This is a genomic window from Acinetobacter sp. CIP 101966 (assembly GCF_000369725.1).
GTDB lineage: Bacteria > Pseudomonadota > Gammaproteobacteria > Pseudomonadales > Moraxellaceae > Acinetobacter > Acinetobacter lwoffii_Q.
Window position 1 is genome coordinate 58,099 of sequence record NZ_KB850159.1, and the last position, 24,750, is coordinate 82,848.

Here is a 24,750-nt window from a genome sequence, read left to right on the forward strand (position 1 = left end):
GTCTGCTGTAATAACAATAGAGGTGACAAGATGTCAAACAAGGTTTATGACAGCGCTCAATCCGCCTTAAAGGATGTGGTGCAAGATGGTCATACTCTGGCTGTCGGTGGTTTCGGCCTATGTGGTATTCCAGAAGCTTTGATCACGGCCCTAAAAGAAACTGGTGCCAAAAATTTGATCTGTATTTCCAATAATGCCGGTGTAGACGGCTTCGGTCTGGGGCTTTTACTGGAAACAAAACAGATTAAAAAAATGATCTCCTCTTATGTGGGTGAGAATAAAGAGTTTGAACGTCAATATTTAAATGGCGAACTGGAAGTTGAGCTGACCCCACAGGGTACACTGGCAGAAAAATTACGTGCTGGCGGTGCCGGTATTCCGGCTTTTTATACGGCGACGGGTGTCGGAACCGTGATCGCTGAAGGTAAGGATGTCCGTGAATTTAATGGCAAGTCTTACATTCTGGAAGAATCTTTAACAGCTGATGTTGCTCTGGTTAAAGCCTATAAGGCCGATAAAGCCGGCAACCTGATTTTCCGTAAAACCGCCCAGAACTTTAATCCGGTCTGTGCCATGGCCGGCAAAATTACCATTGCTGAAGTCGAAGAGATTGTCGAAATTGGCGTGCTGGATCCGGACGAAATCCATCTTCCGGGAATTTATGTGAACCGGATAGTCCTGAATGCTCAACCGGAAAAACGTATTGAACAGATGACTTTAAAGGCGGAGGCTTGATCATGGCTTGGACACGTAATGAAATGGCGCAGCGCGCGGCACAAGAGCTTGAAGATGGTTTCTACGTCAATCTAGGGATTGGCCTGCCGACGCTAGTCGCGAACTATATTCCGGAAAATATCAATGTCTGGCTGCAGTCGGAAAATGGCCTGCTGGGGATTGGCGAATTTCCAACCGAGGAGACAGTGGATGCCGACCTGATCAATGCCGGTAAACAGACGGTTACCGCGCGTAAAGGTGCTTCATTTTTCTCAAGTGCCGACTCCTTTGCCATGATCCGTGGCGGTCATGTCAATATTGCCATTCTGGGTGCTATGGAAGTGTCCGAAACTGGTGATCTGGCCAACTGGATGATTCCAGGCAAAAAGGTCAAAGGCATGGGCGGTGCCATGGATCTGGTCGCGGGTGTACAAAAGGTCGTGGTCTTGATGGAACACTGCGCCAAAGATGGTACACCGAAAATTGTACCGCAATGTAGCCTGCCCCTTACCGGCCAAGCTGTGGTGAACCGGATTATTACCGATCTCGGTGTACTGGATGTTACTCCTGATGGAATTCGACTGGTTGAACTGGCACCAGAGGTAAGTTTTGAAGAGATTCAAAAAGTCACGGGGGTAGCGCTACTACGTAACGCTGCCTGATCCAGCCAGCCCTTAAGAATGAAGCATCTTAAGGGCTTTTTTATATATAGCTGTTTCATTTCAAAATAATAATCGCAGAATAAATGGATTTTAACCATGCAAACTCAACAAAATATTTTGCAGCGCTTCGCCTTGCGCGTCAGCGACTGGTCTGAAAAATGGTTTCCGGATTCTTATATTTTTGCCCTGCTTGGCGTCATCATTGTGGCGATTGCCGCCATCGGAATTGGTGCACCCGCACAGGATGTCGCGATTTCCTTTGGAGACGGCTTCTGGAGCCTGATCCCCTTTACCTTGCAGATGTGCATGCTGATCGTGGTCGGTTATGTGGTTTCCGTATCTAAGCCTGTCCAGCTTCTGATCCAGAAAATGGCGCGCCTGCCACATTCCGGTCGTGGTGCGATTGTCCTGGTCGCCACGGTCAGCCTGTTAATTTCTCTGATTAATTGGGCCATGAGTACTGTACTGACTGCACTTCTAGTAATTGCACTGGCACAGCGTAAAGAGCTGAACATGGATTACCGCGCTGCTGCGGCTGCTGCGATTATCGGAATGGGTGCGACCTGGGCGCTGGGCATCAGTTCTTCTGCTGCACAGTTACAGGCCAATAAAAGCAGTTTACCCGAACCGATCTATAATCTGACGGGCGTGATTCCATTTACTGAGACTATTTTCTTGCCACAGTCTATGATCATGACGGCGGTACTGATTGTAGCTTCAATTGCAATTGCTTACTGGTCAGCTCCTAAAGGCTCTGACATTAAAACCATTGAACACTTCCCGATTCAGATTGAAGAAGAAAAAACGGAAGTATCTGCCGAAAAAAGACCGGGGGATTGGCTGGAAAATTCACCCATTTTAAGCATTCTGATTGTGATTCTGGGCGCAGTCTGGATGTTTAACGAATTTTCCAAAAGCAATCCGATTCTGGCCATTTCCAGCTTAAATACCTATAACTTTATCTTTCTGATTTTGGGCGTGGCCTTGCACGGTACACCACGAAATTTTCTGAATGCAGTTTCAAAGGCCGTTCCGGCTATTTCAGGGGTACTGATCCAGTTTCCACTGTATGGCAGTATTGCCTTTATGATGACCAATGCGCTAAACCCGGCCGATCTGTCCTTGTCACATTACATTGCCGAGTTCTTTGTTTCCATTGCCTCACAGGAAACCTTTGCCATTGTGATGGGCTTATACTCGGCGATTCTGGGTTTCTTTATTCCATCCGGTGGAGGCAAATGGATTATCGAAGCACCCTATGTGATGCAGGCTGCGCATGACCTGAAAGTGCATCTGGGCTGGTCGGTGCAGATTTATAATGCGGCAGAAGCCTTGCCGAATCTGATTAATCCATTCTTTATGCTTCCGATGTTGGGTATCCTGAAATTAAAAGCCAAAGATGTGATTGGATTTACGGTGACCCAGTTGATTTTCCATCTGCCTTTGGTACTGTTCCTGCTATGGTTCCTTGGTCGGACATTGACTTATAGCCCGCCGGTATTTTCTTAATTTAAGATAATAAAAAAGGACGAAAATTCGTCCTTTTTTATTTAGGCCGCTCTCTTAATTTCCTGTCTTCTCAACTACACCTTCATCATCTACTTCACGTACAATTCCCGTTTCGGTATTCACGACCTCAAAGGTCACGCGACGATTCTGAAACTGTCCGGCAGGTGTGGCATTGGGTTCAACCGGCTGATCCTCTCCCATGCCAACTGCCTGTAACTGTGCAGGATTGACCCCTTTTCCAACGAGATAACTGGTAATCGCTTGAGCTCGTTGCACAGACAGCACCTTATTTTCTGCTTCACTACCCTGAGCATCGGCATGTCCTGTAACCTTCAGAATGACATGCGGTGCTCGTTGCAATAATGCAGCAGCCTGATCCAGCACCAATTTATTGACCTCGGGAACTTCAGTCGATGCCGTATCAAAATTAATGATCTGTAAATTCAGTGCAGTCGCCACATCCAGCGCTTTAACATTATCGGTCTTGATACTGGCCAAGGCTTGTTCTGCCTCACTATTGGCGGTATTAATCACGTCACTTCTATTGAGCGGCTGCTGGGTCACCACTGTGACATTTTTGGCCAGACTACGAATTTGTGCTGCCAGACGCTCGGCCTCTGCATTGGTTGCTGCACGCACTGAAACCTGATTGCCAATCCAGTCAAGTGACACATTTGGCATTCCCTGCATTGTTCTCAACACAGTCGGAATAGTATCCTGATCAATAAATTCTGAATGATAAACCTCACTGCTCAGCGCCCCACAACCAATATTATAATTAAAGATCTGTTTGATCTCGTTTTGCAAAATTTCCATATACTGCGGATTATTCAGCTGTAATTGACAACTGACAATTTCGCCATTACTGCCTGTACTTAATCGCAAGGATGCAGGCTGAGCTGCAGCAACTTCACTGGTCGCTTGGGTATTTGAATCTTCAACATCATCCTGCATGCAGCTACGAACCAAAAACAGGATCAAACCCGCCAGAATCAGAAAAATAATAAACGGCCATAAAAAGCCGGTTTTTCTCTCTTCCTGAACAATGATGGTCTGCTCCGCCAATACAGGTTCCTGATTTAAATTCTGCCCTGCCAAGGGTGAAACTCCAAGCGCTGCCAGAATAGGGCCAGCCCAAACGGGTAATGCGCGCTGAATCGAATCGGCGTGGGTTTCCAGCAAATGGCTAATCGCTTCCGGACTTGAAGCACCCGCTTCGGTCTGTAAAAAATTCATGGTCGGTACAATTGACCGGTTCAAGGTATGCTCTATTTCATCTTGTGGCGCGCTCTGATCCACTTGATCCAGAAACTGCTGCTTGAGTGCCGGATTTGCATTGAATAATTCATGAATTTTTGGATTAAGTTGCTGACCAAGATTCTCAATCCAGGCGGGACGTGCACGCAATATACTTAAAAATATGGGATAGAATTGAGCCAAAGCTTGATCTTTGGCAAATAAATGCTCGGTTTCACCTTGAAGCACAATCGCCGTAACATCACTTTTTAAGCGTTCTATAAAGTCTATATTCATAATCGTCACCATTCTTTTGATTTTTCTAATGTTTAATATTTAATCAGTGTAACGATCCCCATTTTTTGAAAATGTAAATAATTGTATGAATATCATAAAGTTTCACTGTTTTTGTTGAGTACTCATTTTACCAACACAAAATTTAAAAAATAAAAAAAGCCAGCCGAAGCTGACTTTTATAAAATTGGGATCATTTAAGCAGCAAAAGTTTGAACCACTTTACCCAGCACTTTTTGATTAATGAGCGGGGTATTTTTACCTTGTGACACGATGCTTTCTTTATTCAGGGTCCATTCCAGTTCCGGATCTAGCAGCACCCAGCCTGATTCATTTATCCATCGATCTGCCATTTGTGTAACACGAGCCGGAGCTAGGGTCACTTTTTCCACCCATTCCAGTGGAGTCAACAACCCCTCACGAATCAGTTGCAGACCAAAAGGCACATAGGTATCAAAAGCAGTGAAACCTGGCTGCGTTTCAGCAAACGGCGCCATTTTCGCAGAGCTGCTTAGCGGTTCATGATGAGTACAAATCGCATCAATCACACCTGATTTTACACCCTGACGCAGTAATTCTTTGTCCTGTTCAGAACGAAGCGGTGGACGCACATGTGCAAGAGAGTTAAATCCATCAATCAAATGATCAGTTAAATGTAACTGATGCATGGCCACATCACAGGTCACCGGTAAGCCTTTTTCCTTGGCAATACGGATCAATTCCACCGAAGCACCACAAGACAACAGACCAAAGTGTGCTCGTACTTTGGTTGATTCAATCATCAACAGATATTTGGCAATCGCCACGGTTTCAGCCAGTACCGGAATCATCGGCAAGCCCTGACGTGATGCAATAAACCCTTCATGCACACAGCCGTCTTTGGCAATTTGTGGTTCTTCCGCATAGAACACCACCGTCAGGTCTAAGCCTGCAGCATATTCAAGGGTACGCAGTACCACATCATCATTGGCAAACGGCGCACTGGCATTGGAAACCGCAGTACAACCGCCCTTTTTCAAGCCCGCCATATTTGCCGGTTGTTGACCATTTAAGCCTTGGGTTTGCGCACCAATCACTTGAAGATAGATCCCACCATCCAGCATGGCTTTTTCGACCAGACCGTGAATCAGCGCACCATTATCTTGTACGATTGGCTTTGAATCGGGTGGCGTAAATACGTGCAAAATGCCATTTTCACGTGCCGCTTTTCCTTCAGACTTAAGCGTACCGTGTTGCTGTTGACCCGGTTCACGTAAACGCGCACACAAATCGACCATGGTTGGCATTAACCATTTGCCTTGACCATCAATCGTTTCAGAGACGTCTGCTGTTTCTGCAACGAATTTTCCATTTTCCAGATACACGGTCTGGATAGAATTAGTGTTTTGGATTGGATCAAGAACACGGACATTTTCAATTTTTACAATAGTCATGACTTATTCCTTAACCCGCAATCGCTTCAATCAAACCTTGTTCTTGTAACTGACCTTGCATCGATAAAGCCAACACCGCCATACGCACGGCAATACCATTGGTCACCTGCTTCAAAATCACAGATTGCGGACCATCCGCAATACTTGAGTCGATTTCAACGCCGCGGTTCATTGGTCCCGGATGCATCACGATACAATCCGGTTTGGCCATGGCAAGACGTTCTTTATTCAAGCCATACATTTTGTAGAACTCTGCTTGCGAGGCCAGTGCCGGAGAATCAATACGCTCGTTTTGAATACGTAAGGTAATGATCACGTCGCAGTCTTTGATGCCGTCTTCCATATTGTTAAATAGACGAACACCATCGCCATATTCTTCAAAACCCAATGGCAGCAAGGTATTCGGTGCAATCACCCGGATATCCTGGCAACCTAAAGTTTGCAAGGCAGCCACATCTGAACGCGCGACACGTGAATGCTTGATATCGCCAATAATGGCAATCGACATTTCTTCGAATTTTTTATTGGTTTCGCGGCGAATGGTCAGCATGTCCAGCATCGCTTGAGTCGGATGCGCATGACGGCCATCACCGGCATTAATAATTGCCACTGTTGGACAGACATCCTTGGCAATAAAATGCGCTGCCCCTGAAGATGAATGACGCACCACGAAAATATCGGCCGCCATGGCTTCCAGATTCCATAACGTGTCACGCAGGGTTTCACCTTTGGAAGTACTCGAACGGGCAATATCAATATTGAGAACGTTGGCAGAAAGGCGCTTGGCAGCGGCTTCAAAGGTGGTGCGGGTACGGGTAGAATTTTCGAAGAACAGGTTCATCACCGTTTTACCTTCGAGCAAATTATTGGTGATCAGCTGATTTTGGTCATTAAAAAAGGACTGCGCAGTGTCCAATATTTTTGTCAGGGTTTCTTTAGAAAGACCTTCGATGGTCAAGAAGTGTTTTAGATTACCTTCTTTATTGAGTTGAATCTGGCTCGGTGTATGCAATGCCGCCAAGTGCATGAGAGATTCCTTATGCGTTAAGTCAACATATTATACAGAGATTGGCGAATTTTTATAGTTGGCCACGCTGCTACTTGTACAAAAAGCATCTGAACAATAAAAATAAAAAATCAGATTCCTTTGTATTTTTTCAATAAGATAATTTAACCCGATTTGCATCTTGCTGATTTTAAGTACAAAACCAACGGGCGCTTCAGTCTGGAGCATTCACACCCATCTCAGGTTTAACGCAGTGCACCAATATAACGATGTGACACCTGTGCACGATAGATATCGTCTTCATCCGGTTCGACCGAGATCAGCCCTTCCTGCTGGCTTGGGTGTGCAGATTCTGTTGGTGAATCTTGTGCTGTTTCCGAAATCTCCAGTACCATTTTCAGGCGCTGGATCAGATGATTCAAATCTGGGTCTTGGGTCTGCTCTGCCAGTTGAATCACATGCCGGGCATAATCCAGGTTCTCTGCCAGATAAATTGCATCAATCACCCGACCTGAAACACGTCGTAAACGCGCATAGATTAAAGTGGCCACTGAAAAAGCGTCATGGTTGCGTAACTGATTCTCTAACATCTTAACCCTCATTATAAAATTGAAAAATCAGGCAGCCATCGCTCCCCATCGACTGACCGCCTGATTTGCCATGTATAGAGCAAAATGCATACCAGTTCCTCAATTTATAGTGTGAATATTATTTTTCTCTATCACATGCCACGGCCTTTCAGAGAATTTCAAAAGCTTTCAATATAAAAATACGGTAAACTTAGCGCAGTTTTTTATTTATCTTTTTTGGTCTCTCTATTATATGAATACCTCTCCACGTTTAAGCAATTATTGGGTCACCTGTGCCGATGGTCTGGAAACCTTATTAGAAGAAGAAATACAAGGCTTAGGTGTTCAGAATATTGAGCGTTTTCCAGGCCGTTTAACCTTTAAAGGTACACTGGAAAATGCTTATCGTATCTGCATGTGGTCACGTCTGGCTTCACGTGTCTTGATGCCGATCCACACGCATGAAATTGAATTTTCTCATGATGCCCGTGATGTGGCAGAAGAACTCTATGAAGGGGCTCTCAGCTTTGACTGGTCGCTGATTTTTGCACCACAAAGTACCTTTGCGATTCGTTTGCATGTCGAACGTGATATCAAGGTCAATACCCAGTTTGCGACTTTACGTGCCAAAGATGGTGTCGTAGATTCCTTTATGGAAGCCGTAGGCAAACGTCCAAGCATTGATACCAAACAGCCTGAAATTACGATGTATATTCTGGCAGGCAAGAAAGAACATACTTACTGCCTGGACCTGTCTGGCGACTCTTTGCATAAACGCGGTTATCGCCGCTTTATGACTGACGCCCCAATCAAGGAAAACCTGGCCGCTGCGATTCTGCAAAAAGGTGGTTTAAAAGCGTTAAATCCGGACATCATTGTCGATCCAATGTGTGGTTCAGGTACCTTTATTATTGAATCCCTAATGATTTTGACCGACCGTGCACCGGGTCTGGTCCGTCGTTTCGGTTTTAATGGCTGGAATGGCCATGACCATGAACTGTGGATGAGCATCAAGGCCGAAGCTGCTGAACGTCATCAAGCGGCAATGGAAAATCCATTACCACAATTCTATGCCTTCGATGCGGACTGGGAAGCGGTTAAAGCCACCAGACAAAATATTATCGCGGCGGGTTTTGAAGCTGCTCTCGACAATATCATGATCGAAGAACGGACTTTAAATGACTGGCCTGATTTCCATGCAGAAGGCAAGAAAGTATTCTTCGTGACCAACCCGCCATATGGCGAACGTCTCGGCGATAAAGCGCAAAACCGTTCTTTATACCTGGGTTTATCGGCTTTATTGCAAAAGAATTTCCCGAATCAAAAAGCGGCTGTGATTGCCTCCCAAGTGGAACAGGCCGATGTGCTGGCGTTCAATGATCCGCAAATCCTGCGTTTGATGAATGGTAAATTGCCGATCTATATCCGCTTCGGTACGGTTAAACCGGCCGCAGTGGTACGTCCATTCCTAGAAAGCTGGCAGCCTCAGCAGTTTGAACCGATTGAAGGTGCGATGGAGTTTGCCAACCGTCTGACCAAAAATATGCAAGCTCTAAAAAAATGGGCAGTCAAGGAACAGATCCATTGTTTACGTCTCTATGATGCAGATTTACCTGATTTTAACGTCGCAGTAGATCTGTATGGCGAGCGTTTGCATGTACAAGAATATGCGCCACCTAAAACTATTGATCCGGAAAAAGCCAAAAAACGTTTCAACCTGGCCTTACAGGCCATTCGTGCCGTGACCGGTTTGGGCCGTGATGCGATCTTTATCAAGACCCGTGCACGTCAGGAAGGTAAAAACCAGTACACCAAACAAAGTACAGCATCCAAGCGTTTTATCGTTCAGGAAGGTCAAGCCAAGATTCTGGTCAACCTGACCGATTATCTGGATACCGGTCTGTTTCTGGATCACCGTCAAATGCGTTTACGTATTGCACGTGAAGCAAAAGGCAAACACTTCCTGAACCTGTACAGCTATACCTCAACGGCAAGTTTACATGCTGCTTTGGGTGGTGCTGCAAGTACAACCAGCGTCGATCTGTCGAATACTTATTTGAACTGGTCTAAAGAAAATTTTGTTCTGAACGGCTTAACCGTGGATCATGCGGATGAACAGCATCAGTTCTTTGCCTCTGACTGTTTCGAATGGCTAAAAGAAGGTCATGAGCAATATGAGCTGATCTTTATCGACCCACCAACCTTCTCAAACTCGAAGAAATTCTACGGGACCTTTGACGTACAGCGCGACCATTTGTCCCTGTTAAAACGTGCGATGAACCGCTTAACCACTGATGGTACCTTGTATTTCTCAAATAACTATCGTGGTTTTGAGATGGATGAAGAAATTCTGGCCTTCTTTGATGTTGAAGAAATTACCCAGGAAACCATTGGACCTGACTTCAAGCGGAATCAAAAGATTCACCGTGCCTGGAAAATCCGTCATCCGCAAGTGTAATTTGATGATGAATTAACTGTCTTTATCACGATTGATATCTTCTTTATTTTCCCTGAGCTGAGTTTTAAGCCATGCTTTAAAGCTCGCCGCAACAAGAATACAAAAGTGTTGCAATGCTCGAAGTTAAAAATAAGATTAAAAAAAACCCAGCCTAGGCTGGGTTTTTTGTTGCAAGGAGAAGCGGTTTAGTTAAGTTTCATTTTTTCAAAGATTAACTCACCTGCTTCAGCTTTCACCAGAATGGTATCGCCCGGCTGGAATTCTCCGCCCAGGATTTTCTGCGCCAGACCATTTTCAATCCGCTGCTGGATTGCACGTTTCAGTGGACGTGCTCCATACAATGGATCAAAGCCAGCATCGATTAACTGATCGAAGGCAGTATCGTCTACCGACAAGCGCATATCGCGTTCTGCCAGACGTTGACGTAAACGGTTCAACTGGATATCGGCAATACCGCGAATCTGGTCTTTTTCCAGCGCATGGAACACTACCAGTTCATCAATACGGTTGATAAATTCCGGACGGAAATGTTCCGATACCGCATTCATCACCACCGTACGGACTTCTTCTTTAGTGGCATTACCGCCCAATTCACGTACATCCTGCGAACCCAGGTTCGAAGTCATGACGATCACAGAGTTTTTAAAGTCCACTACCCGGCCTTGCGAGTCAGTTAAACGGCCATCATCCAGTACCTGTAGCAAGATGTTAAATACGTCCGGATGCGCTTTTTCGACTTCATCAAACAAGATCACACTATACGGTTTACGACGTACGGCTTCAGTAAGCACCCCACCTTCTTCATAACCGACATAGCCCGGAGGCGCACCAACCAAACGGCTGACCGAATGTTTTTCCATAAATTCTGACATATCGATACGCACCATGGCATCGTCGCTGTCAAACAGGAAGTTCGCTAAGGCTTTGGTCAATTCTGTTTTACCCACACCCGTTGGCCCCAGGAACAGGAATGATCCACTTGGACGGTTCGGATCTGACAGACCGGCACGTGAACGGCGCACCGCATTAGACACCGCAACTACGGCTTCATCTTGCCCTACCACACGGTTATGCAGAAATTCTTCCATATGTAGAAGTTTGTCACGCTCGCCTTGCAGCATTTTCGCCACAGGAATTCCTGTGGCTGCACTGACCACTTCTGCGATTTCATTGTCGGTGACTTTGTTACGCAGCAATTTTGGCGTTGCACTTTCATCGGCTTTTTCAGCCAGCTCAAGCTGCTTTTGCAACTCTGGAATCACGCCATATTGCAAACGTGCTGCCTCGCCCAGATCACCTTCACGTTGCGCTTTTTCAAGTGCTGTACGCGCCTGATCCAGTTTGATCTGTACGTCTTTATTGCCTTCGACCAGCGCTTTATCTGCGCGCCAGACTTCTTCTAGGTCATGATACTCTTTTTCAACTGTGGCGATCTGATCGGACAAGTATTGAATCTCAGCTTTGGCACCTGAGTCTTCATCTTTTTTCACCGCTTCCAGCTGCATTTTTAACTGAATCAGACGGCGTTCCAGTTTATCCAGTGCTTCTGGTTTAGAATCGAGTTCCATTTTGATGCGCGATGCTGCTTCATCAATCAGGTCAATAGCTTTATCCGGCAACTGACGGTCGGTAATATAACGATGTGACATTTTCGCCGCCGCAATAATCGCGGAATCCAGAATCTGTACCCCGTGATGGGTTGCATAGCGATCTTTCAGACCACGCAGAATCGCAATGGTATCTTCCACGCTTGGCTCATCGACCAGTACTTTCTGGAAACGACGTTCCAGCGCTGCATCTTTTTCAATATACTGACGATATTCATCCAGTGTGGTCGCACCGACGCAGCGCAGCTCGCCACGGGCCAGCGCAGGTTTCAGCATGTTACCGGCATCCATCGCGCCATCACCTTTACCGGCACCCACCAAGGTATGCAACTCGTCGATAAACAGGATGATTTCGCCTTCATGTTTGGCAATATCTTTTAGAACGGCTTTTAAGCGTTCTTCAAACTCACCACGGTATTTGGCACCGGCCAGCAAAGAACCCAGATCAAGTGATAAAACACGTTTACCTTTGAGTCCTTCAGGCACTTCACCATTGATAATCCGCTGCGCCAGACCTTCGACGATTGCAGTTTTACCGACCCCTGGCTCACCGATGAGTACCGGGTTATTTTTGGTACGGCGTGATAAGACCTGAATGGTACGGCGGATTTCATCATCACGGCCAATCACAGGATCAAGCTTGCCTGCCAACGCACGTTCAGTTAAATCAATGGTGTACTTATTCAGTGAATCACGCTGATCTTCATGATTATTGCTCATGACTTTTTCATCGCCTCGAAATTGATTAATCACTTGGCCTAAAGTCTCTGCCTTTACGCCAATACTATTTAATAAGGTTTTGGTATTTCCGGTTTCTGCCAGCGCCAACAGCACCCAATCCGTAGATAAAAACTCATCTCCGGCTTTTTGCGCAAAGCTGTCTGCCAGATGCAATACTTTTGCCGCTTCAGGACTGAGGTTGATATCTGCTGATGGATTGGTCAGGGTTGCCGCATTGCTCAATGCTGTTTGCAGCTTGGTTTGTAGCTCACGCAGATTAGCACCGGCCTGTTGCAGCAGGCTGACATTGGATGCTTCATCCATCAAGGTGGCCAAGATATGGATCCCATCAATGGAGGTATGATCCTTACTCATGGCCAGCGATTGTGCATCGGAAAGGGTTTGCTGCAGGCGATTGGTAAATTTTTCAAAACGCATTCTTGTTATTCCTCACAACAAATTTTCTACTTGATGGATATATGGGTGCACTTGATAAAATTTCAAATCATTTTTATATATTTTTCAAAAACTTAATATAAACATTTAGACAGTCTTTAATAATAATATTGGTGTAATCAAATCATATTTCAAGTGAGGTTAGAAGAATTTTTAAGGTGAAGATAAACAATTCATATTTTATTTAATTTACTCTGCTATTTTTCAGCTTAGTAGAGAATAGAGAGATATTTTTAGTACGGTTGCAACCTTCCTAGTAATCGCAATACTTCACTCAAACCATGTTCTGTTTGCATCAAGGATCTTGGCGTTTGATGATTCAAAAGCTTGTTAGGTGAATTGATAAAATGGCGCATCCAGCTCAAGTCTCCACCATGCAAGCTAAATAACTTTTGATAGATATTTACTAAAGCTATAGCTTTTTCGCCTGCTGTAGTATCTGGTTCTAATTCTTTTTCATTTATAACCAGAGATAATTCCGCCTCAGATAAACCCAGAATCAATGCAAGTTCGAATTCTTTCAGTTGCAACTGCTCAGCTAAGTTGAATACTGCTATAGCTAATACTTGGGATTTAGAAATACCTGTTTCACTATTCATTTTTATCAAATCATCTTGATGCGTCTTATTTCGATTATGCTGCTTTTATTGTTTTCCGGCCATGTTGTTTATCATCAAATTTAATTTCTCATAAAATTAAAACACCCTCGCTTGGAGGGTGCTTTAAAATAACAACACCATGATTATGGTGCCGGATTCGGTTGCTGACGGTGAATTGCCTCAATACCTTTCAGTATTTCCTCAGACAGATCAATTTCAAATGCCTGAATATTTTCTTTCAGCTGATCCAGATTGGTGGCACCAATAATCGTACTGGTCACAAAGAACTGCTGCTTGATAAAGGCCAAAGCCAATTGGGTAAGACTTAAGCCATGCTGTTCTGCCAGCTGGGCATATTGCTCGGTTGCCCATTCACTTTGCGGATTGCTATAACGGCTAAAGCGGGAGAACAGTGTTACACGCGCATTGGCAGGACGTGCACCATGCCGGAATTTACCGGTCAGATAACCAAATGCCAAAGGTGAATACGCCAACAAGCCCACACCTTCATAATGGGCAATTTCTGACATGCCGATTTCATAAGTACGGTTCAGCAGGTTATATGGGTTTTGTACACTGACAAATTTGGACAAACCTAATTTCTCTGCGAGGTGCAGAAATTTCATCGTGCCCCACGGGGTTTCATTGGAAAGACCAATATAACGGATACGGCCTTTTTTAATTTCATCCTGCAAGGCGGTCAGGGTTTCTTCGAGATCTGTCACGGTACGGTCTTCTGCCGCTTCAGCATTGCCATAACCCAGCTTGCCAAAGAAATTGGTTAGGCGTTGCGGCCAGTGCAGCTGATACAGGTCAATATAATCCGTTTGCAGGCGTGACAATGACTGGTCAATTGCTGCTGAAATTTCATCGGCAACGAAACGGGTTTTACCATCCCGGATATGGCTACCACCTTGCGAGGGTCCGGCAATTTTTGAGGCTAAAAAAAGTTTGTCACGGCCACCACGGGCAGCGATCCAGTTCCCGATAATACGCTCGGTAGCACCCTGCGTTTCAGGTTTTGGCGGTACCGGGTACATTTCCGCAGTATCCCAGAAATACACTCCCTGATCTAAAGCATAATCCAGTTGCTGAAAAGCCTGTTCTTGTGTGTTCTGCTCACCAAAGGTCATGGTGCCCAAACAAATTTCTGGCAAAAAAATGCCGGTATCCGCCAATGGTCTGAATTGCATAAAAACATCCTGTGAATTTTATTCAGTGAATTGAGATCAAGTGGGCTATAGCCTATCGGAATTATAAGGGAGACTTAAATCATCTTTTCTGAGAAGCTTGTTCTAAATTTTTATGTATTGAGTAGGGTCTGTTGACATTTACTGTTCATAATTAACCCTATAAAGGTAGCCATAAAAATATACAGGCTAAAGCAACAGAACTTTGATAATTTCTTTTGAGCTTGTCATATCGAGTAGCTATTCCTCTAAATTGCTTTAATCTACAAAACATATTTTCAACTAAATGCCTGATTTTATATAAATAACAGTCCATATGGTCATTGTTCGATTGGCTATTTGTTTTCTTTGGTATATTCGCTTTAGTCCCTGTTTTCCTGATCTGTTCACGCAGTGGTTCTGAATCATAGCCTTTATCTGCACATACCACTTTTGTCTCTTTTAAATCTAATGTTGATATTAAATCAGGTGCAACTTTAACATCATGTGTGGTTCCATCGGTAATCATGAAATCAATAGGATTGCCATGTGCATCAACAATCAAATGTATTTTTGAGGAGTTTCCTCCTACACTTTTAGAAATAGATTGATTCGCTATACCGGCAGAATGTTGATGAGCACGTACATGAGAGCCATCAATAAAAATCCACTCCATATCGGGGCATGAGGCTAGTAATTTGAATAATCTAAGTAACTTACCGCTGCTTGACCAACGATTAAAACGTTTGAAAATAGAGTTTGAATGACCAAAACAGCAAGGAATATCTCGCCACGGACAGCCTGTTCTAATTCTATAGAGAATAGCTTCAATAAAATTGCGTAAATTTGAGTTGTGGTGAATGGATAAATTACGCAGAATAACTTTCAACTTTTGCCAGTGTTGATCTGTCAGCATGGTACGAGGCATAGCGAATAGTAAAATTGGGTTTGGCGATTTGATTTTACTACTTCGCTATTTTTTTAAGCTAAAAGTGTCAACACACCCTAATGACGCATAAAAAAAGCAAATCCGAAGATTTGCTTTTTAATATCTGGATTATTCGTCTATGGCACCATCTGCCACTGCTTCAGATGCTTCTTCTAATGAAGCATCAAAGATCAGGATGGCTTTACCATCGGTTTCGATCATGCCCTGCTCTTCCAGGGTTTTTAGTACACGTCCGACCATTTCGCGGGAACAGCCAACAATGCGACCAATTTCCTGACGGGTAATACGAATCTGACGGCCATTCGGCAAAATCATCGCTTCTGGCTGTGAAGACAGGTCGATCAGACAACGTGCAATCCGGCCTGAAACATCAATAAATGCCAGATCAGTGACTTTACGTGTGGTATTTTTCAAGCGGCGTACTAATTGAGCAAATACTGCATAGCTCAGATCAGGATATTGCTTGCTAATTTCGTGAAAGTTTTCATAGGTAATTTCGGCAATTTCACACACATCACGGGTACGAACTTCCGCAGTACGTTGTGGATTAACCTCGAATAGACCCATTTCCCCAAAGAAGTCACCCGCATTTAAATATGCCACGACAATTTCACGATCATCATCTTCACGAAGAATGATAGATACAGACCCCTTCAGAATTAAATATAAAGATTTAGATTCTGATCCTGCATCAATGATCGTGGTACGTTTTGGATAACGATTAATATATGCACGTTTTAACAGTGCTTTCACGGATTCTGGTAATTGCCCCGGAGAAAGCGCATCAGTGCTTAATTGTGAAAAGTTTGAAGTCATGCTAACAGTTCCGATTATGGATAATTTATAGATCGCACAAGACCTAATGTGAACTTGTCACACAGTGGGATTGAAATTCCGTATCAACCCAATTTATGTTAGTGTACAGTTACTTGACAAATTTATAGCTTTTTTTAGGTAGTTGCAATGCAAACAAGCGTTCATTGGTTAGAGAATGTTGCTTTTGAAGCAAAAACTCAAAGTGGTCATAGCCTTATCATGGATGGTTCAGCTGAATACGGTGGTGAAAACCGTGGTCCCCGTCCTATGGAACTGCTTTTAACGGGTCTGGGCGGTTGTGCGTCTTTTGATATTGTTACCATTTTAAAGAAGGCTCGTCAGGATATTACCGATGTACGCTGCGAATTAAAGGCTGAACGTGCAGATACAATTCCGGCAGTATTCACGAAAATTCACTTGCATTTTGTAGTGACCGGCAAAGCGATTAAAGAGAAACAGGTCGCAAAAGCCGTAGAACTTTCTGCTGAAAAATATTGCTCTGCCAGCAAAATGCTGTCTGATGGCGGTGTTGAAATCACCCATGATTATGAAATAATCGAAGCAGAATAAAATCTAGATTCTGTAAAAAAAGCGGCTGGAAAAGCTGCTTTTTTTGTATCCGAAAATTGTCAATTAAAAATCTCCCCTATTGTCTTGCATCAGAACCGCTGAACTGAATACTGATTGCCATCTTCAAAGCTCAAGATATTTTCTGGAAATCTTAAGGCGCCGAGTCGATGTCTGAACGCGACACCCTGTTGACGATCGAGATAGCGTTTACCCACTGAATAATCCACACAAAATACGTTTTGTTGCTGTCCATACCATTGCAGTGCATCGATCGATTTGAGTAAACCGGTTTTTTCTTCAGTAGATTTAAAGTTCCGCCAATAATGTCCAGTAATGACTGGAATTTGGTCGGTATAGCTGTCCCACCATGGCACGCGGTCGATCATCCGCCACCTTCCACCGGCATAAATCGGTTCTAAGGCGATTTTTTCCGCACCAGAAGTAATGACCCGAATCGGATTGTGCATTTGCTCACGTAGCTCTTTTTCTGCGAGATGTTGCAATAAAGGTAAAGTTGCAGCCGGGTCTTTGAACTGGTGTTGGTAGCGTTGCTGCTCTATCTGGATGAATTCATTAATACCTAAGGCTTGCAGATCCAGCGCTGTATGTTGAACGAAATCAGCATAGGCTTCGCCAAGCGAAGTAAAACCAGAATTGCGTAATTGATCAATTGATCCTTGATGCCAACAGGCATGTACAACACGCAGCTGCTCCGACTCCAAGGCCAACGGTAAGCTATTTAAAAAATCCAGAATCCATTGTCGATCTTTGATTGAGGCTTGGATCGAATCAAAAGGTTTCAGATCATCCTGATGCGGTGAACCAAAAAACCAGCCATTGCCTTCCCGCAAAGTATCGGTCAATAGGTTCAATTCATGATTACCCATCACACATTGTGCATAGCCTTCATCTACCAGCTGTTTGACGCGTTTGATCACCGCAACACTGTCTTGCCCCCGGTCACATAGATCACCGACAAAAATTAGTTTGCGCTGTTCTGGATGATGACCATTCCGGTCATAACCTAATACCTGGATCAGTTGTTCCAGCGCGGCAATCTCACCATGAATATCCCCCACGATGTCCACGGGACCAGTGAAAGCCTGCTGTATAAATGAGTACTTCATTTATGCATCCTGAATTAAGTCTAAAACAGAATATATCCCTAATAAGTATCCTTTAAATTTATGAAGATCTGAATACAGAATGAATCATCATTTAAATAATTTAACCCGAATCACGGATAAGAAATTGACTTGAAAAATAAGAGGACTAGAGCCATCAGTTGAGTTACCAAACCAAACTCACAACTCTAGTCCTGATGTTCAATAGTACCGATTCTGCTTAATTGATGATTTCTTTCTTAAATTTGAAGCAACTTATTGGAAGTTCCTCAAACAAAGTCATCATTCTCTAAGAATCAGAAATGCTCAGCTCACAATTTCAGAAATCTGCTTTATCACCATTTGGTACAAATGTTCTCATTTCAATAATTTCAAAGCCTTTTTTACATGGCTAAAGCTGGATAAAAGCTTTTTATTTAAGCACTTGCCTTGCTGCCAACGCATGATTCACTTGATCAATAGGCATGAATTAGCACTACATGCCCTGTATGTAGCTTTGATGAAAGGCAAAGATAAACAATACTTATAGATTGATTCAACAACGCTACCTGTTTGTAAAAATCAACGTATTCAATGGCATAAATCATTAGCCCAAATCGCATCACGTGGCAAAAGTTCTATGGGTTGGTTTTATGGCTGTAAATTACATATCGTGATGAACCAATTTGGTGAAATTAGTTGTTCTGCTTTATCGAATGGACATGTTGCTGACATAAAAATGGTTGAGCAATTGGTTGATGGTTTTGCATCGCTTCAAACAGTTCATTTACGCTGACTTCCTGAATCCGGCTTTTTGCATTCTGGATCAATTGCTCTGCAGTTTTCATCATTTTTATTCTTCCTCGGCCATTAAAATTATATTTTGTATAAACGATGCTCAGGTAGATTGAAAGCGTTTGAGTTTAAATTTCCAACTGGCTATTTAGCCCATGAGCGCTGAATAGATTAAATACATCGCCACCCCAACCACGGTAGTGGCAAATATTTTCTGTACCTTGTTACTGTCAATCCGCTGCATCAGACTGCGTCCAATTAACATCCCGACAATACAGGCCAGGACAAAGGTCAGCGTAACCGAAACAGGATATTGAAAGCCATCCAGCACGTGTGCAGAAATACTGACCCCACCAATCAGGAAAATAATCATCAGGGAAGTCGCAACGATACTGCGCATATCAAGGTCGGTGAATTTACGCAGGGCTGGAACAATTACAAAACCACCCCCACCCCCAACAGACCGGTTAATAAACCTGCCACAACACCAATACCTGCTAGGAACGAAGCAGTTTTGACATTCCAGATCAGACGACCGGTCGATTGATTGACCTTGCACGGTGCATTGCCATGATCGGTCACTTTATTAAAAAAGATCCGGTAAGCCACGATCAGCATGACCAGACTGAAAGCCAGCGTCAGCCAGACCGGAGAAACGATATCGGCCAGATGCACGCCATAACGCGCTGTAGGAATACTAATGAGAGCAATCCAGAGGGCAGCGCGATAACGTACAATACGCTTGAACAAACCCTCGAACGTTCCGACCAAGGCCGACAGCGTGACCGCAAGCAATCCCACCGGCGCAGCCTGGGCCACCGTCCAACCCTGGGTCGTCATCAGTGCAGGTACAGCCAGAATACCGCCACCGGCACCGGTCAAACCCAATAGCACTCCGATAACTAGCCCTTCAAGTATTAATGCCCACATCGCCCTCTCCCTTATCCACAAAAATGATTCAATAAAGGTTGAACTTTTTGTTGAATCACGACACAAGCTTATTTGAAGTAGTTAAGAGGAAGCTTGAGGTAAGAAACACCGTTTTGTTCTGGCTCAGGAAACTGTCCTGCTTTCATATTGATCTGAATCGCCGGTAGAATCAGCTTAGGCATACTCAGTCCTGAATCCCGCTGATTTCGCATCTGAGCAAATTCAGCTTTACTGATTCCCTGATGAATATGGATATTCTGTTTTTTCTGCGTCTGTATATCAGATTCACACACATACGATTCACGTGTTTCAGGCAGATAGTCATGACATAAAAAGACCCGGGTATCTTCTGGCAACTGAAACAGGCTTTGCACCGAATCATAAAGCTGTTCTGCGCTGCCTCGCGGAAAATCACAACGTGCTGTACCATAATCTGGCATGAACAACGTATCACCCACAAAAACCGCATCGCCAATCACATAACTCAGGCAAGCAGGCGTATGTCCCGGTGTTGGAATGTTATAGGCTTTCAATGTTCCAATTTGGAACGACTCATGATCTTCAAATAAATAATCAAAGAGCTGCTGAGCATTCCATTGTTTAATATCCAGATGATAAATCGCGCCAAAAGTTTCCTGAACAATACCAATTTTCTGGCTCATGGCAATTTTGCCACCCAGTTCTTCTTTGAGATATTGCGCTGCAGTTAAATGATCAGCATGGACATGGGTTTCGAGAATCCACTCGACCGTTAAACCCTGCTCTTTAATATAGGCAATAATTTTATCGGCATGAATAGTGGATGTACTTGCTGATGCCGGATCATAATCCAGAACGCTATCAATAATGGCGCAGGCTTTGGTCGCCGGATCACGTACAACATAACTGAAGGTATTGGTATCTTCGTGAAAAAAATCTTTTACTATAGGTAAATTTGACATCGTTAAGCTCCTGACCATTTACGGTGAATCCATACACCCACCAGCATTGCTACAATAAAATAGAGCACTTGATAGTGGCCCAAACCGATCAAAGTCAAACTTGGCGCCGGACAGATGCCGGCAATGCCCCAACCTGCACCAAATAAAACCGCACCCGTGATCAGCTTCTTATCTATCTGATTATTTTTAGGTAAATCAATAGGTTTATTAAATACTGTTTTCGGTTGCGCCGTACGTAATGCTTTCTGGAAGGGAATAAAGGCCACAGTAATCGCGCCCATCATCACAAAGGCCAGACTGGCATCCCAATCGCCAAACAGATCCAGGAAATCGAGTACTTTTTCCGGATTGGACATGCCCGATACCATCAATCCCACAGAGAACAGCGCACCAAATAAAAAGGCAAACACATTTTTCATTTTAGAATGCTCCTGTGATATGACGGATAATATAAACAGCGACAAAACCTGCAAACATAAAAGTCATGGTCGCGATGATAGAACGCTTAGACAGCCGACTAATGCCACAAATTCCGTGACCACTGGTACAGCCCGAACCCAAACGTGTCCCAAAGCCTACCAGCAGACCTGCCACAATCATCATCAATGGGCTGGCATTCAATTCGATTTCAGGTTGTACAAACAGACCATAAATAAACGGTGTGATGATCAAGCCTGATAAGAACCAGATCGCAGGCGTTTTAAATACGGTTTTTGGGTTTAATACCTGCCCAACCAAACCACTGATTCCTGCAATACGGCCATTGACGTAAAGATAGCCGACCACTGAAAGTCCGAGCATTAAACCGCCAATAAATGCGATGAGGAAGTCATGCATGGTGAATCAATCTCTATACAATATACTTTTTTATATTATATAATAAAAAATATTAATCAAGCGGTTTTATGGTAAATTGTGTAAACTGCATGGGCTACATCAAAAGTTGTGAGGACATTTATGGATATGATTGCTGAAAATGCCAAAATTGATTTTTCTCAGGTCGATTTCGTCAGCCAATGCCTAAAAGTTTTAGCCAATCCTGACCGTCTGAAAATCTTATGTGTCCTGGTCGATGGGGAAATGAATGTTCAGGAAATTGAAGAATCCACTGACATTCATCAACCTACACTTTCACAACAGCTGACTGTACTGCGTAAGGCCGACATGGTCAGCACCCGACGTGAGGGTAAACAGATTTTCTATCGTCTGAGTGATCCCAAGGTCTTGAGCCTGATGCAAAAGCTGTACGAGCTGTATTGCGCCTAGCCCTGCTCTTAGTGCAGCCAAAAATAAATGATCAGAAGCAGCTCACTAAAAGCAGTAAACAGGTTTAGCCATCAGGATGCTGGGCATAATAACCATTGATAAACTCCGCCGGTCACAATGATGCCCATCCCCGCCGATATTGCAGGATTGAGGCCATATTGACCAACATACCGAATACGATCACCGCAATTCCCATCTACTATGCATAGGCTATTTTTTATACATAACGTTGATGATCGACTAATTGCAATAGTAGGTTGGATTTTTCAATCGCGGAACAAAATGCTATTAATTTCAGACCACTCCGGTTTCATGCCAGAGCGGTTCATTCCAAAGCAAACAGTACCCGTGGATGATCCAAAGTTGACATATCTCATCCAATCTTATTGTTCAAAAATTTCCTTGACATCCATCGCCAGGCCTTGAGCAGATTTAAATTCACCCTGATTGTTTTTCCAGACCATCGACGGTGTGGAGAAAAAGCCGTATTTCCCCATTAGGGCCTGGTTGGCATCAATTTTTGCAGCAATTTCGGCAGGAATCTTTTCCATTTTCTTGAGCTGCTTTTTGCCTTTATTCTTGTTTATATCATTAAAAACTGCCGCTGGATCTTTCGAATTCAATAGTGTTGCCACCTGGCCACGGCTTTCTTCACGGATCACACCGACCTGAATATGACGCAGCTGTACCTTCCCTGATTCTACCCAAGGTCGGGCCGCCTGCCAGAATTTATAACAATATGGACAATTTGGATCGGAAAAGACATAGACCACACGTGGTGCATCTGGCTTGCCATCCTGGATCCAGGTGGATTTTTCCAGGGTTTTCCAGACATCGTCCAATACCGCTTTTTTCATATGCTTTTCAATCTGCTCATTGGACAGGCTTTTCCCTTGTGCATCAAACAGTTCGCCCTTGATATAATATTTGTCATCGTTGGAGATAAATACCGTATTGGAGTATTGGTCTTCATGCCCCACCCAGCCGGTCATTCCTTGCGGTGCCGGAATCTGTTTTACAAATACAAAACCCTGTTGTTCAATATTCTGTTTAATATTTGCCTGCGTGTGCATGCTCATGATCAGGAACATACCTGCACCAAGCACCTGGTAAATTTTGTTCATACTAAGTTCTTCCGTTTTTTAAGGTTGATCTGAAATTCGGTTTAAATATTGCTGCAACATGGCCGGACTGAGTTCCCCCATATGCCGCTCGACCAGCTGGCCTTGAGCATTAAAAACAGCGTCGTTGGTAGGCCAAAACTATTCAGCTGCTGGGGTAGTTCACCATATGGGTCCAGCAGGACATGTTTAAATTGAAACTGATGTTTTTTTAAATAGGCATTTACAGTTTCAACTTCCTCACCCTGATTGAGCATGACAAAATTCACTTGAGGGTGCTGCTCGGCTGCTTTGGCTAACACCGGCATTTCGCGGTGACACGGCGGACACCAGCTCGCCCACAAATTAATTACCGTAGGCTGGCCAATGAACTGGCTGAGTGGAATCTTGTCTGTACCCAGACGCTCCTGTTCTAGTCCAGCAAAGGCTAGATCAGGAAACGCTGCTTCAGTTTTTAGACTGGATTTGAATACGAGCCCAAGCCCGATCCAAAGTACCAATATGATCAATAAGAGGGCTTTGAATCGGGTCTGAAACTGTCTGTTTCGAATGACATACCATAAAGTACCAATCAGCACCCCTCCCCATAAATGAAAACCTTTGTCCTGGATTTTCAGTATGTCGATGGGTGCTGCAAAATACAGCTCGGCATTGAGTAGAACGAAAACAAGACGCGCACCCAGCATTCCAACCAAAAAACTGCTCCAGAGCAAATCCTGACTTTGTCCAAGCTGCTGTTTAGACCATGAATACTTTCTGGCTAATCCAAACAAGACAGCAGATAACAGCATCAAGCCAGTGGCAACAATAATAAGTGTCCAGGGCAACATCAAAGGTCCCAGATGCAGTGCATCACTGGAAATCATCATGGTTGCTCCCCCTGCAGTTGCTGCAATGTGCCTAGTAAATGTGTCGCGCTAAAGCTTCCGGTTAAACGCAAGTCTCGCTGTTCCTGATGCGCTGCATTTAGAAATATGAGGGTGGGTGGTCCGAGGATTTGCCATTCTTTTAGCAGCTCATCCTGACTTGGATGATAGTGGGTCAGGTCTAATTTGATACGAACCACATTTTGTAAAGCCTTCTGGACATCACTACGTGGAATCACTTCCTTTTCAATCGGTTGACAGGCCACACACCAGTCTGCATAGACATCAATCACCACCGGCTGTGCAGGATGTTTGGCTAAAACCTGTTGCAATTGTGCGGCTGTACTGACTCTCTGCCATTCAAGCCGTGATTTCACATGGGCGACCTGTACCTGACTCCAGACATGATAGAGCTGCATGCCTCCTGCATAGACCAGTAAACCACTGAGCAGCATCAGGACTATTTTCGATACAGATCGATGCACATGAGGCAGCATCTTGAACAAGAAGTAGCCTGAACAGGTGATCAGTACCACACCCAAAAGGCCCAGGTATAAAATGCCGAGCAATAATGGACGGGCGAAATACAAGGCCAGAGCCAACATGACAAAGCCAAAACTAAACTTCAGGCGATCCATCCAGATGCCAGGTTTGGGTAAAAGATGGGACCCAAATACGGCAGCAATAAATAGCGGCAAGCCCAGCCCAAGGCCTAAGACGAACAGATAACTAGCTCCCAGCATCGGTTGATTGAGCTGAGACACATAGATTAAGGCACCGGCCAACGGCGCACTCATACATGGCCCGACAATCAGTGCAGCGATCATGCCCATAAGACCGGCACCAATCAGCGTGCCACCCTTCTGCTTTTGCTGCCATTGATCCAGACGCTGTAACATGCCTTTAGGTAAGGACAGCTGAAATGCTCCAAACAGATTAAATGCGAACAAAACAAACAAAG

The 24,750-nt window shown here is 44.2% G+C and carries 20 protein-coding genes and 4 pseudogenes; 7 read left to right on the forward strand and 17 right to left on the reverse strand.

Annotated elements, in window-relative coordinates:
• Positions 1–30: 30 nt before the first annotated feature.
• The 3 genes from F891_RS03095 (at position 31) to F891_RS03105 (ending at position 2,885) form a co-directional block, all read left to right on the forward strand.
• On the forward strand, positions 31–735 hold the full coding sequence (locus tag F891_RS03095; RefSeq protein WP_005262068.1) for a CoA transferase subunit A: 705 nt from the start codon (positions 31–33) through the stop codon (positions 733–735).
• Positions 736–737: 2 nt separating this feature from the next.
• Positions 738–1,376: a CoA transferase subunit B gene (locus F891_RS03100; protein ID WP_005262069.1), complete on the forward strand. Its 639-nt coding sequence runs from the start codon at positions 738–740 to the stop codon at positions 1,374–1,376.
• A 96-nt stretch (positions 1,377–1,472) separates the two neighbouring features.
• The gene (locus F891_RS03105; protein WP_004280129.1) at positions 1,473–2,885 is read left to right on the forward strand and encodes a short-chain fatty acid transporter; all 1,413 of its coding nucleotides are present in this window, start codon (positions 1,473–1,475) and stop codon (positions 2,883–2,885) included.
• A 54-nt stretch (positions 2,886–2,939) separates the two neighbouring features.
• Here the strand turns inward: F891_RS03105 and F891_RS03110 are convergent, their stop codons facing one another.
• The 4 genes from F891_RS03110 to F891_RS03125 form a co-directional block, all read right to left on the reverse strand.
• Positions 2,940–4,430, reverse strand: coding sequence for an OmpA family protein (locus tag F891_RS03110; RefSeq protein ID WP_004646583.1), 1,491 nt, complete (start codon positions 4,428–4,430; stop codon positions 2,940–2,942).
• A gap of 182 nt (positions 4,431–4,612) precedes the next feature.
• The gene (locus tag F891_RS03115) at positions 4,613–5,848 is read right to left on the reverse strand and encodes a dihydroorotase (protein WP_005262070.1); all 1,236 of its coding nucleotides are present in this window, start codon (positions 5,846–5,848) and stop codon (positions 4,613–4,615) included.
• Between the two features lie 10 nt (positions 5,849–5,858).
• Positions 5,859–6,875, reverse strand: a complete 1,017-nt coding sequence (locus F891_RS03120) for an aspartate carbamoyltransferase catalytic subunit (RefSeq protein WP_004280134.1) — start codon at positions 6,873–6,875, stop codon at positions 5,859–5,861.
• A 224-nt stretch (positions 6,876–7,099) separates the two neighbouring features.
• A complete protein-coding gene (locus F891_RS03125) occupies positions 7,100–7,444 on the reverse strand; it encodes a hypothetical protein (RefSeq protein WP_004280135.1) in 345 nt (114 codons plus the stop codon).
• 232 nt (positions 7,445–7,676) lie between these two features.
• Here F891_RS03125 and rlmKL point away from each other — a divergent pair, with 232 nt between their 5' ends.
• On the forward strand, positions 7,677–9,881 hold the full coding sequence (gene rlmKL, locus F891_RS03130) for a bifunctional 23S rRNA (guanine(2069)-N(7))-methyltransferase RlmK/23S rRNA (guanine(2445)-N(2))-methyltransferase RlmL (RefSeq protein WP_004280136.1): 2,205 nt from the start codon (positions 7,677–7,679) through the stop codon (positions 9,879–9,881).
• 185 nt (positions 9,882–10,066) lie between these two features.
• Here the strand turns inward: rlmKL and clpB are convergent, their stop codons facing one another.
• The 5 genes from clpB to crp all read right to left on the reverse strand — a co-directional run bounded on the left by clpB (position 10,067) and on the right by crp (position 16,197).
• Positions 10,067–12,646 (reverse strand): ATP-dependent chaperone ClpB, encoded by a 2,580-nt coding sequence (gene clpB / locus F891_RS03135; protein WP_005262071.1) that lies wholly within the window; start codon positions 12,644–12,646, stop codon positions 10,067–10,069.
• A 251-nt stretch (positions 12,647–12,897) separates the two neighbouring features.
• Positions 12,898–13,263, reverse strand: coding sequence for an antitoxin Xre/MbcA/ParS toxin-binding domain-containing protein (locus tag F891_RS03140; protein ID WP_004646580.1), 366 nt, complete (start codon positions 13,261–13,263; stop codon positions 12,898–12,900).
• Between the two features lie 143 nt (positions 13,264–13,406).
• Positions 13,407–14,456: an NADP(H)-dependent aldo-keto reductase gene (locus F891_RS03145; RefSeq protein ID WP_005262072.1), complete on the reverse strand. Its 1,050-nt coding sequence runs from the start codon at positions 14,454–14,456 to the stop codon at positions 13,407–13,409.
• Between the two features lie 157 nt (positions 14,457–14,613).
• Complete coding sequence (locus tag F891_RS03150) at positions 14,614–15,360, reverse strand: IS5-like element ISAba31 family transposase (protein ID WP_004731777.1); 747 nt, start codon at positions 15,358–15,360, stop codon at positions 14,614–14,616.
• Positions 15,361–15,489: 129 nt separating this feature from the next.
• The gene (crp, locus tag F891_RS03155) at positions 15,490–16,197 is read right to left on the reverse strand and encodes a cAMP-activated global transcriptional regulator CRP (RefSeq protein WP_004280141.1); all 708 of its coding nucleotides are present in this window, start codon (positions 16,195–16,197) and stop codon (positions 15,490–15,492) included.
• Between the two features lie 147 nt (positions 16,198–16,344).
• Here crp and F891_RS03160 point away from each other — a divergent pair, with 147 nt between their 5' ends.
• Positions 16,345–16,767, forward strand: a complete 423-nt coding sequence (locus F891_RS03160) for an OsmC family protein (RefSeq protein ID WP_004280142.1) — start codon at positions 16,345–16,347, stop codon at positions 16,765–16,767.
• An 89-nt stretch (positions 16,768–16,856) separates the two neighbouring features.
• Here the strand turns inward: F891_RS03160 and F891_RS03165 are convergent, their stop codons facing one another.
• Entirely contained in the window at positions 16,857–17,894 is a 1,038-nt protein-coding gene (locus F891_RS03165; protein ID WP_005262073.1) for a metallophosphoesterase, read from the reverse strand.
• Between the two features lie 220 nt (positions 17,895–18,114).
• Between F891_RS03165 and F891_RS17180 the strand changes: the two are divergent.
• Positions 18,115–18,645: pseudogene (locus F891_RS17180) on the forward strand (transposase); the annotation flags it as partial.
• 168 nt (positions 18,646–18,813) lie between these two features.
• Here the strand turns inward: F891_RS17180 and F891_RS03170 are convergent.
• The 4 genes and pseudogenes from F891_RS03170 to F891_RS03185 all read right to left on the reverse strand — a co-directional run bounded on the left by F891_RS03170 (position 18,814) and on the right by F891_RS03185 (position 21,373).
• Positions 18,814–19,595: pseudogene (locus F891_RS03170) on the reverse strand (sulfite exporter TauE/SafE family protein).
• Positions 19,596–19,663: 68 nt separating this feature from the next.
• A complete protein-coding gene (locus F891_RS03175) occupies positions 19,664–20,536 on the reverse strand; it encodes an MBL fold metallo-hydrolase (protein ID WP_005262089.1) in 873 nt (290 codons plus the stop codon).
• Between the two features lie 2 nt (positions 20,537–20,538).
• Positions 20,539–20,955 (reverse strand): DUF6691 family protein, encoded by a 417-nt coding sequence (locus F891_RS03180; RefSeq protein ID WP_005262096.1) that lies wholly within the window; start codon positions 20,953–20,955, stop codon positions 20,539–20,541.
• Position 20,956: 1 nt separating this feature from the next.
• Complete coding sequence (locus F891_RS03185; protein WP_005251416.1) at positions 20,957–21,373, reverse strand: YeeE/YedE family protein; 417 nt, start codon at positions 21,371–21,373, stop codon at positions 20,957–20,959.
• A gap of 120 nt (positions 21,374–21,493) precedes the next feature.
• On the opposite strand from F891_RS03185, the gene F891_RS03190 reads away from it, so the two are divergent.
• Complete coding sequence (locus F891_RS03190) at positions 21,494–21,802, forward strand: ArsR/SmtB family transcription factor (protein ID WP_005251415.1); 309 nt, start codon at positions 21,494–21,496, stop codon at positions 21,800–21,802.
• Positions 21,803–22,185: 383 nt separating this feature from the next.
• Here the strand turns inward: F891_RS03190 and dsbG are convergent, their stop codons facing one another.
• The 3 genes and pseudogenes from dsbG to F891_RS03205 all read right to left on the reverse strand — a co-directional run.
• A complete protein-coding gene (gene dsbG, locus F891_RS03195; protein ID WP_005251413.1) occupies positions 22,186–22,926 on the reverse strand; it encodes a thiol:disulfide interchange protein DsbG in 741 nt (246 codons plus the stop codon).
• Positions 22,927–22,944: 18 nt separating this feature from the next.
• A pseudogene (locus tag F891_RS03200) lies at positions 22,945–23,792 on the reverse strand (prolipoprotein diacylglyceryl transferase family protein).
• Positions 23,789–24,748, reverse strand: a pseudogene (locus tag F891_RS03205) (cytochrome c biogenesis protein CcdA); the annotation flags it as partial. The pseudogenes F891_RS03200 and F891_RS03205, both read right to left, overlap by 4 nt.
• Positions 24,749–24,750: the final 2 nt, after the last annotated feature.

Excerpts from the sequence above, each read along its gene's own strand:
- F891_RS03095 (WP_005262068.1), top strand. The coding sequence starts at position 31 with ATGTCAAACAAGGTTTATGACAGCGCTCAATCCGCCTTAAAGGATGTG.
- F891_RS03100 (WP_005262069.1), top strand. The coding sequence starts at position 738 with ATGGCTTGGACACGTAATGAAATGGCGCAGCGCGCGGCACAAGAGCTT.
- F891_RS03105 (WP_004280129.1), top strand. The coding sequence starts at position 1,473 with ATGCAAACTCAACAAAATATTTTGCAGCGCTTCGCCTTGCGCGTCAGC.
- F891_RS03110 (WP_004646583.1), bottom strand. The coding sequence starts at position 4,430 with ATGGTGACGATTATGAATATAGACTTTATAGAACGCTTAAAAAGTGAT.
- F891_RS03115 (WP_005262070.1), bottom strand. The coding sequence starts at position 5,848 with ATGACTATTGTAAAAATTGAAAATGTCCGTGTTCTTGATCCAATCCAA.
- F891_RS03120 (WP_004280134.1), bottom strand. The coding sequence starts at position 6,875 with ATGCACTTGGCGGCATTGCATACACCGAGCCAGATTCAACTCAATAAA.
- F891_RS03125 (WP_004280135.1), bottom strand. The coding sequence starts at position 7,444 with ATGTTAGAGAATCAGTTACGCAACCATGACGCTTTTTCAGTGGCCACT.
- rlmKL (WP_004280136.1), top strand. The coding sequence starts at position 7,677 with ATGAATACCTCTCCACGTTTAAGCAATTATTGGGTCACCTGTGCCGAT.
- clpB (WP_005262071.1), bottom strand. The coding sequence starts at position 12,646 with ATGCGTTTTGAAAAATTTACCAATCGCCTGCAGCAAACCCTTTCCGAT.
- F891_RS03140 (WP_004646580.1), bottom strand. The coding sequence starts at position 13,263 with ATGAATAGTGAAACAGGTATTTCTAAATCCCAAGTATTAGCTATAGCA.
- F891_RS03145 (WP_005262072.1), bottom strand. The coding sequence starts at position 14,456 with ATGCAATTCAGACCATTGGCGGATACCGGCATTTTTTTGCCAGAAATT.
- F891_RS03150 (WP_004731777.1), bottom strand. The coding sequence starts at position 15,360 with ATGCCTCGTACCATGCTGACAGATCAACACTGGCAAAAGTTGAAAGTT.
- crp (WP_004280141.1), bottom strand. The coding sequence starts at position 16,197 with ATGACTTCAAACTTTTCACAATTAAGCACTGATGCGCTTTCTCCGGGG.
- F891_RS03160 (WP_004280142.1), top strand. The coding sequence starts at position 16,345 with ATGCAAACAAGCGTTCATTGGTTAGAGAATGTTGCTTTTGAAGCAAAA.
- F891_RS03165 (WP_005262073.1), bottom strand. The coding sequence starts at position 17,894 with ATGAAGTACTCATTTATACAGCAGGCTTTCACTGGTCCCGTGGACATC.
- F891_RS03175 (WP_005262089.1), bottom strand. The coding sequence starts at position 20,536 with ATGTCAAATTTACCTATAGTAAAAGATTTTTTTCACGAAGATACCAAT.
- F891_RS03180 (WP_005262096.1), bottom strand. The coding sequence starts at position 20,955 with ATGAAAAATGTGTTTGCCTTTTTATTTGGTGCGCTGTTCTCTGTGGGA.
- F891_RS03185 (WP_005251416.1), bottom strand. The coding sequence starts at position 21,373 with ATGCATGACTTCCTCATCGCATTTATTGGCGGTTTAATGCTCGGACTT.
- F891_RS03190 (WP_005251415.1), top strand. The coding sequence starts at position 21,494 with ATGGATATGATTGCTGAAAATGCCAAAATTGATTTTTCTCAGGTCGAT.
- dsbG (WP_005251413.1), bottom strand. The coding sequence starts at position 22,926 with ATGAACAAAATTTACCAGGTGCTTGGTGCAGGTATGTTCCTGATCATG.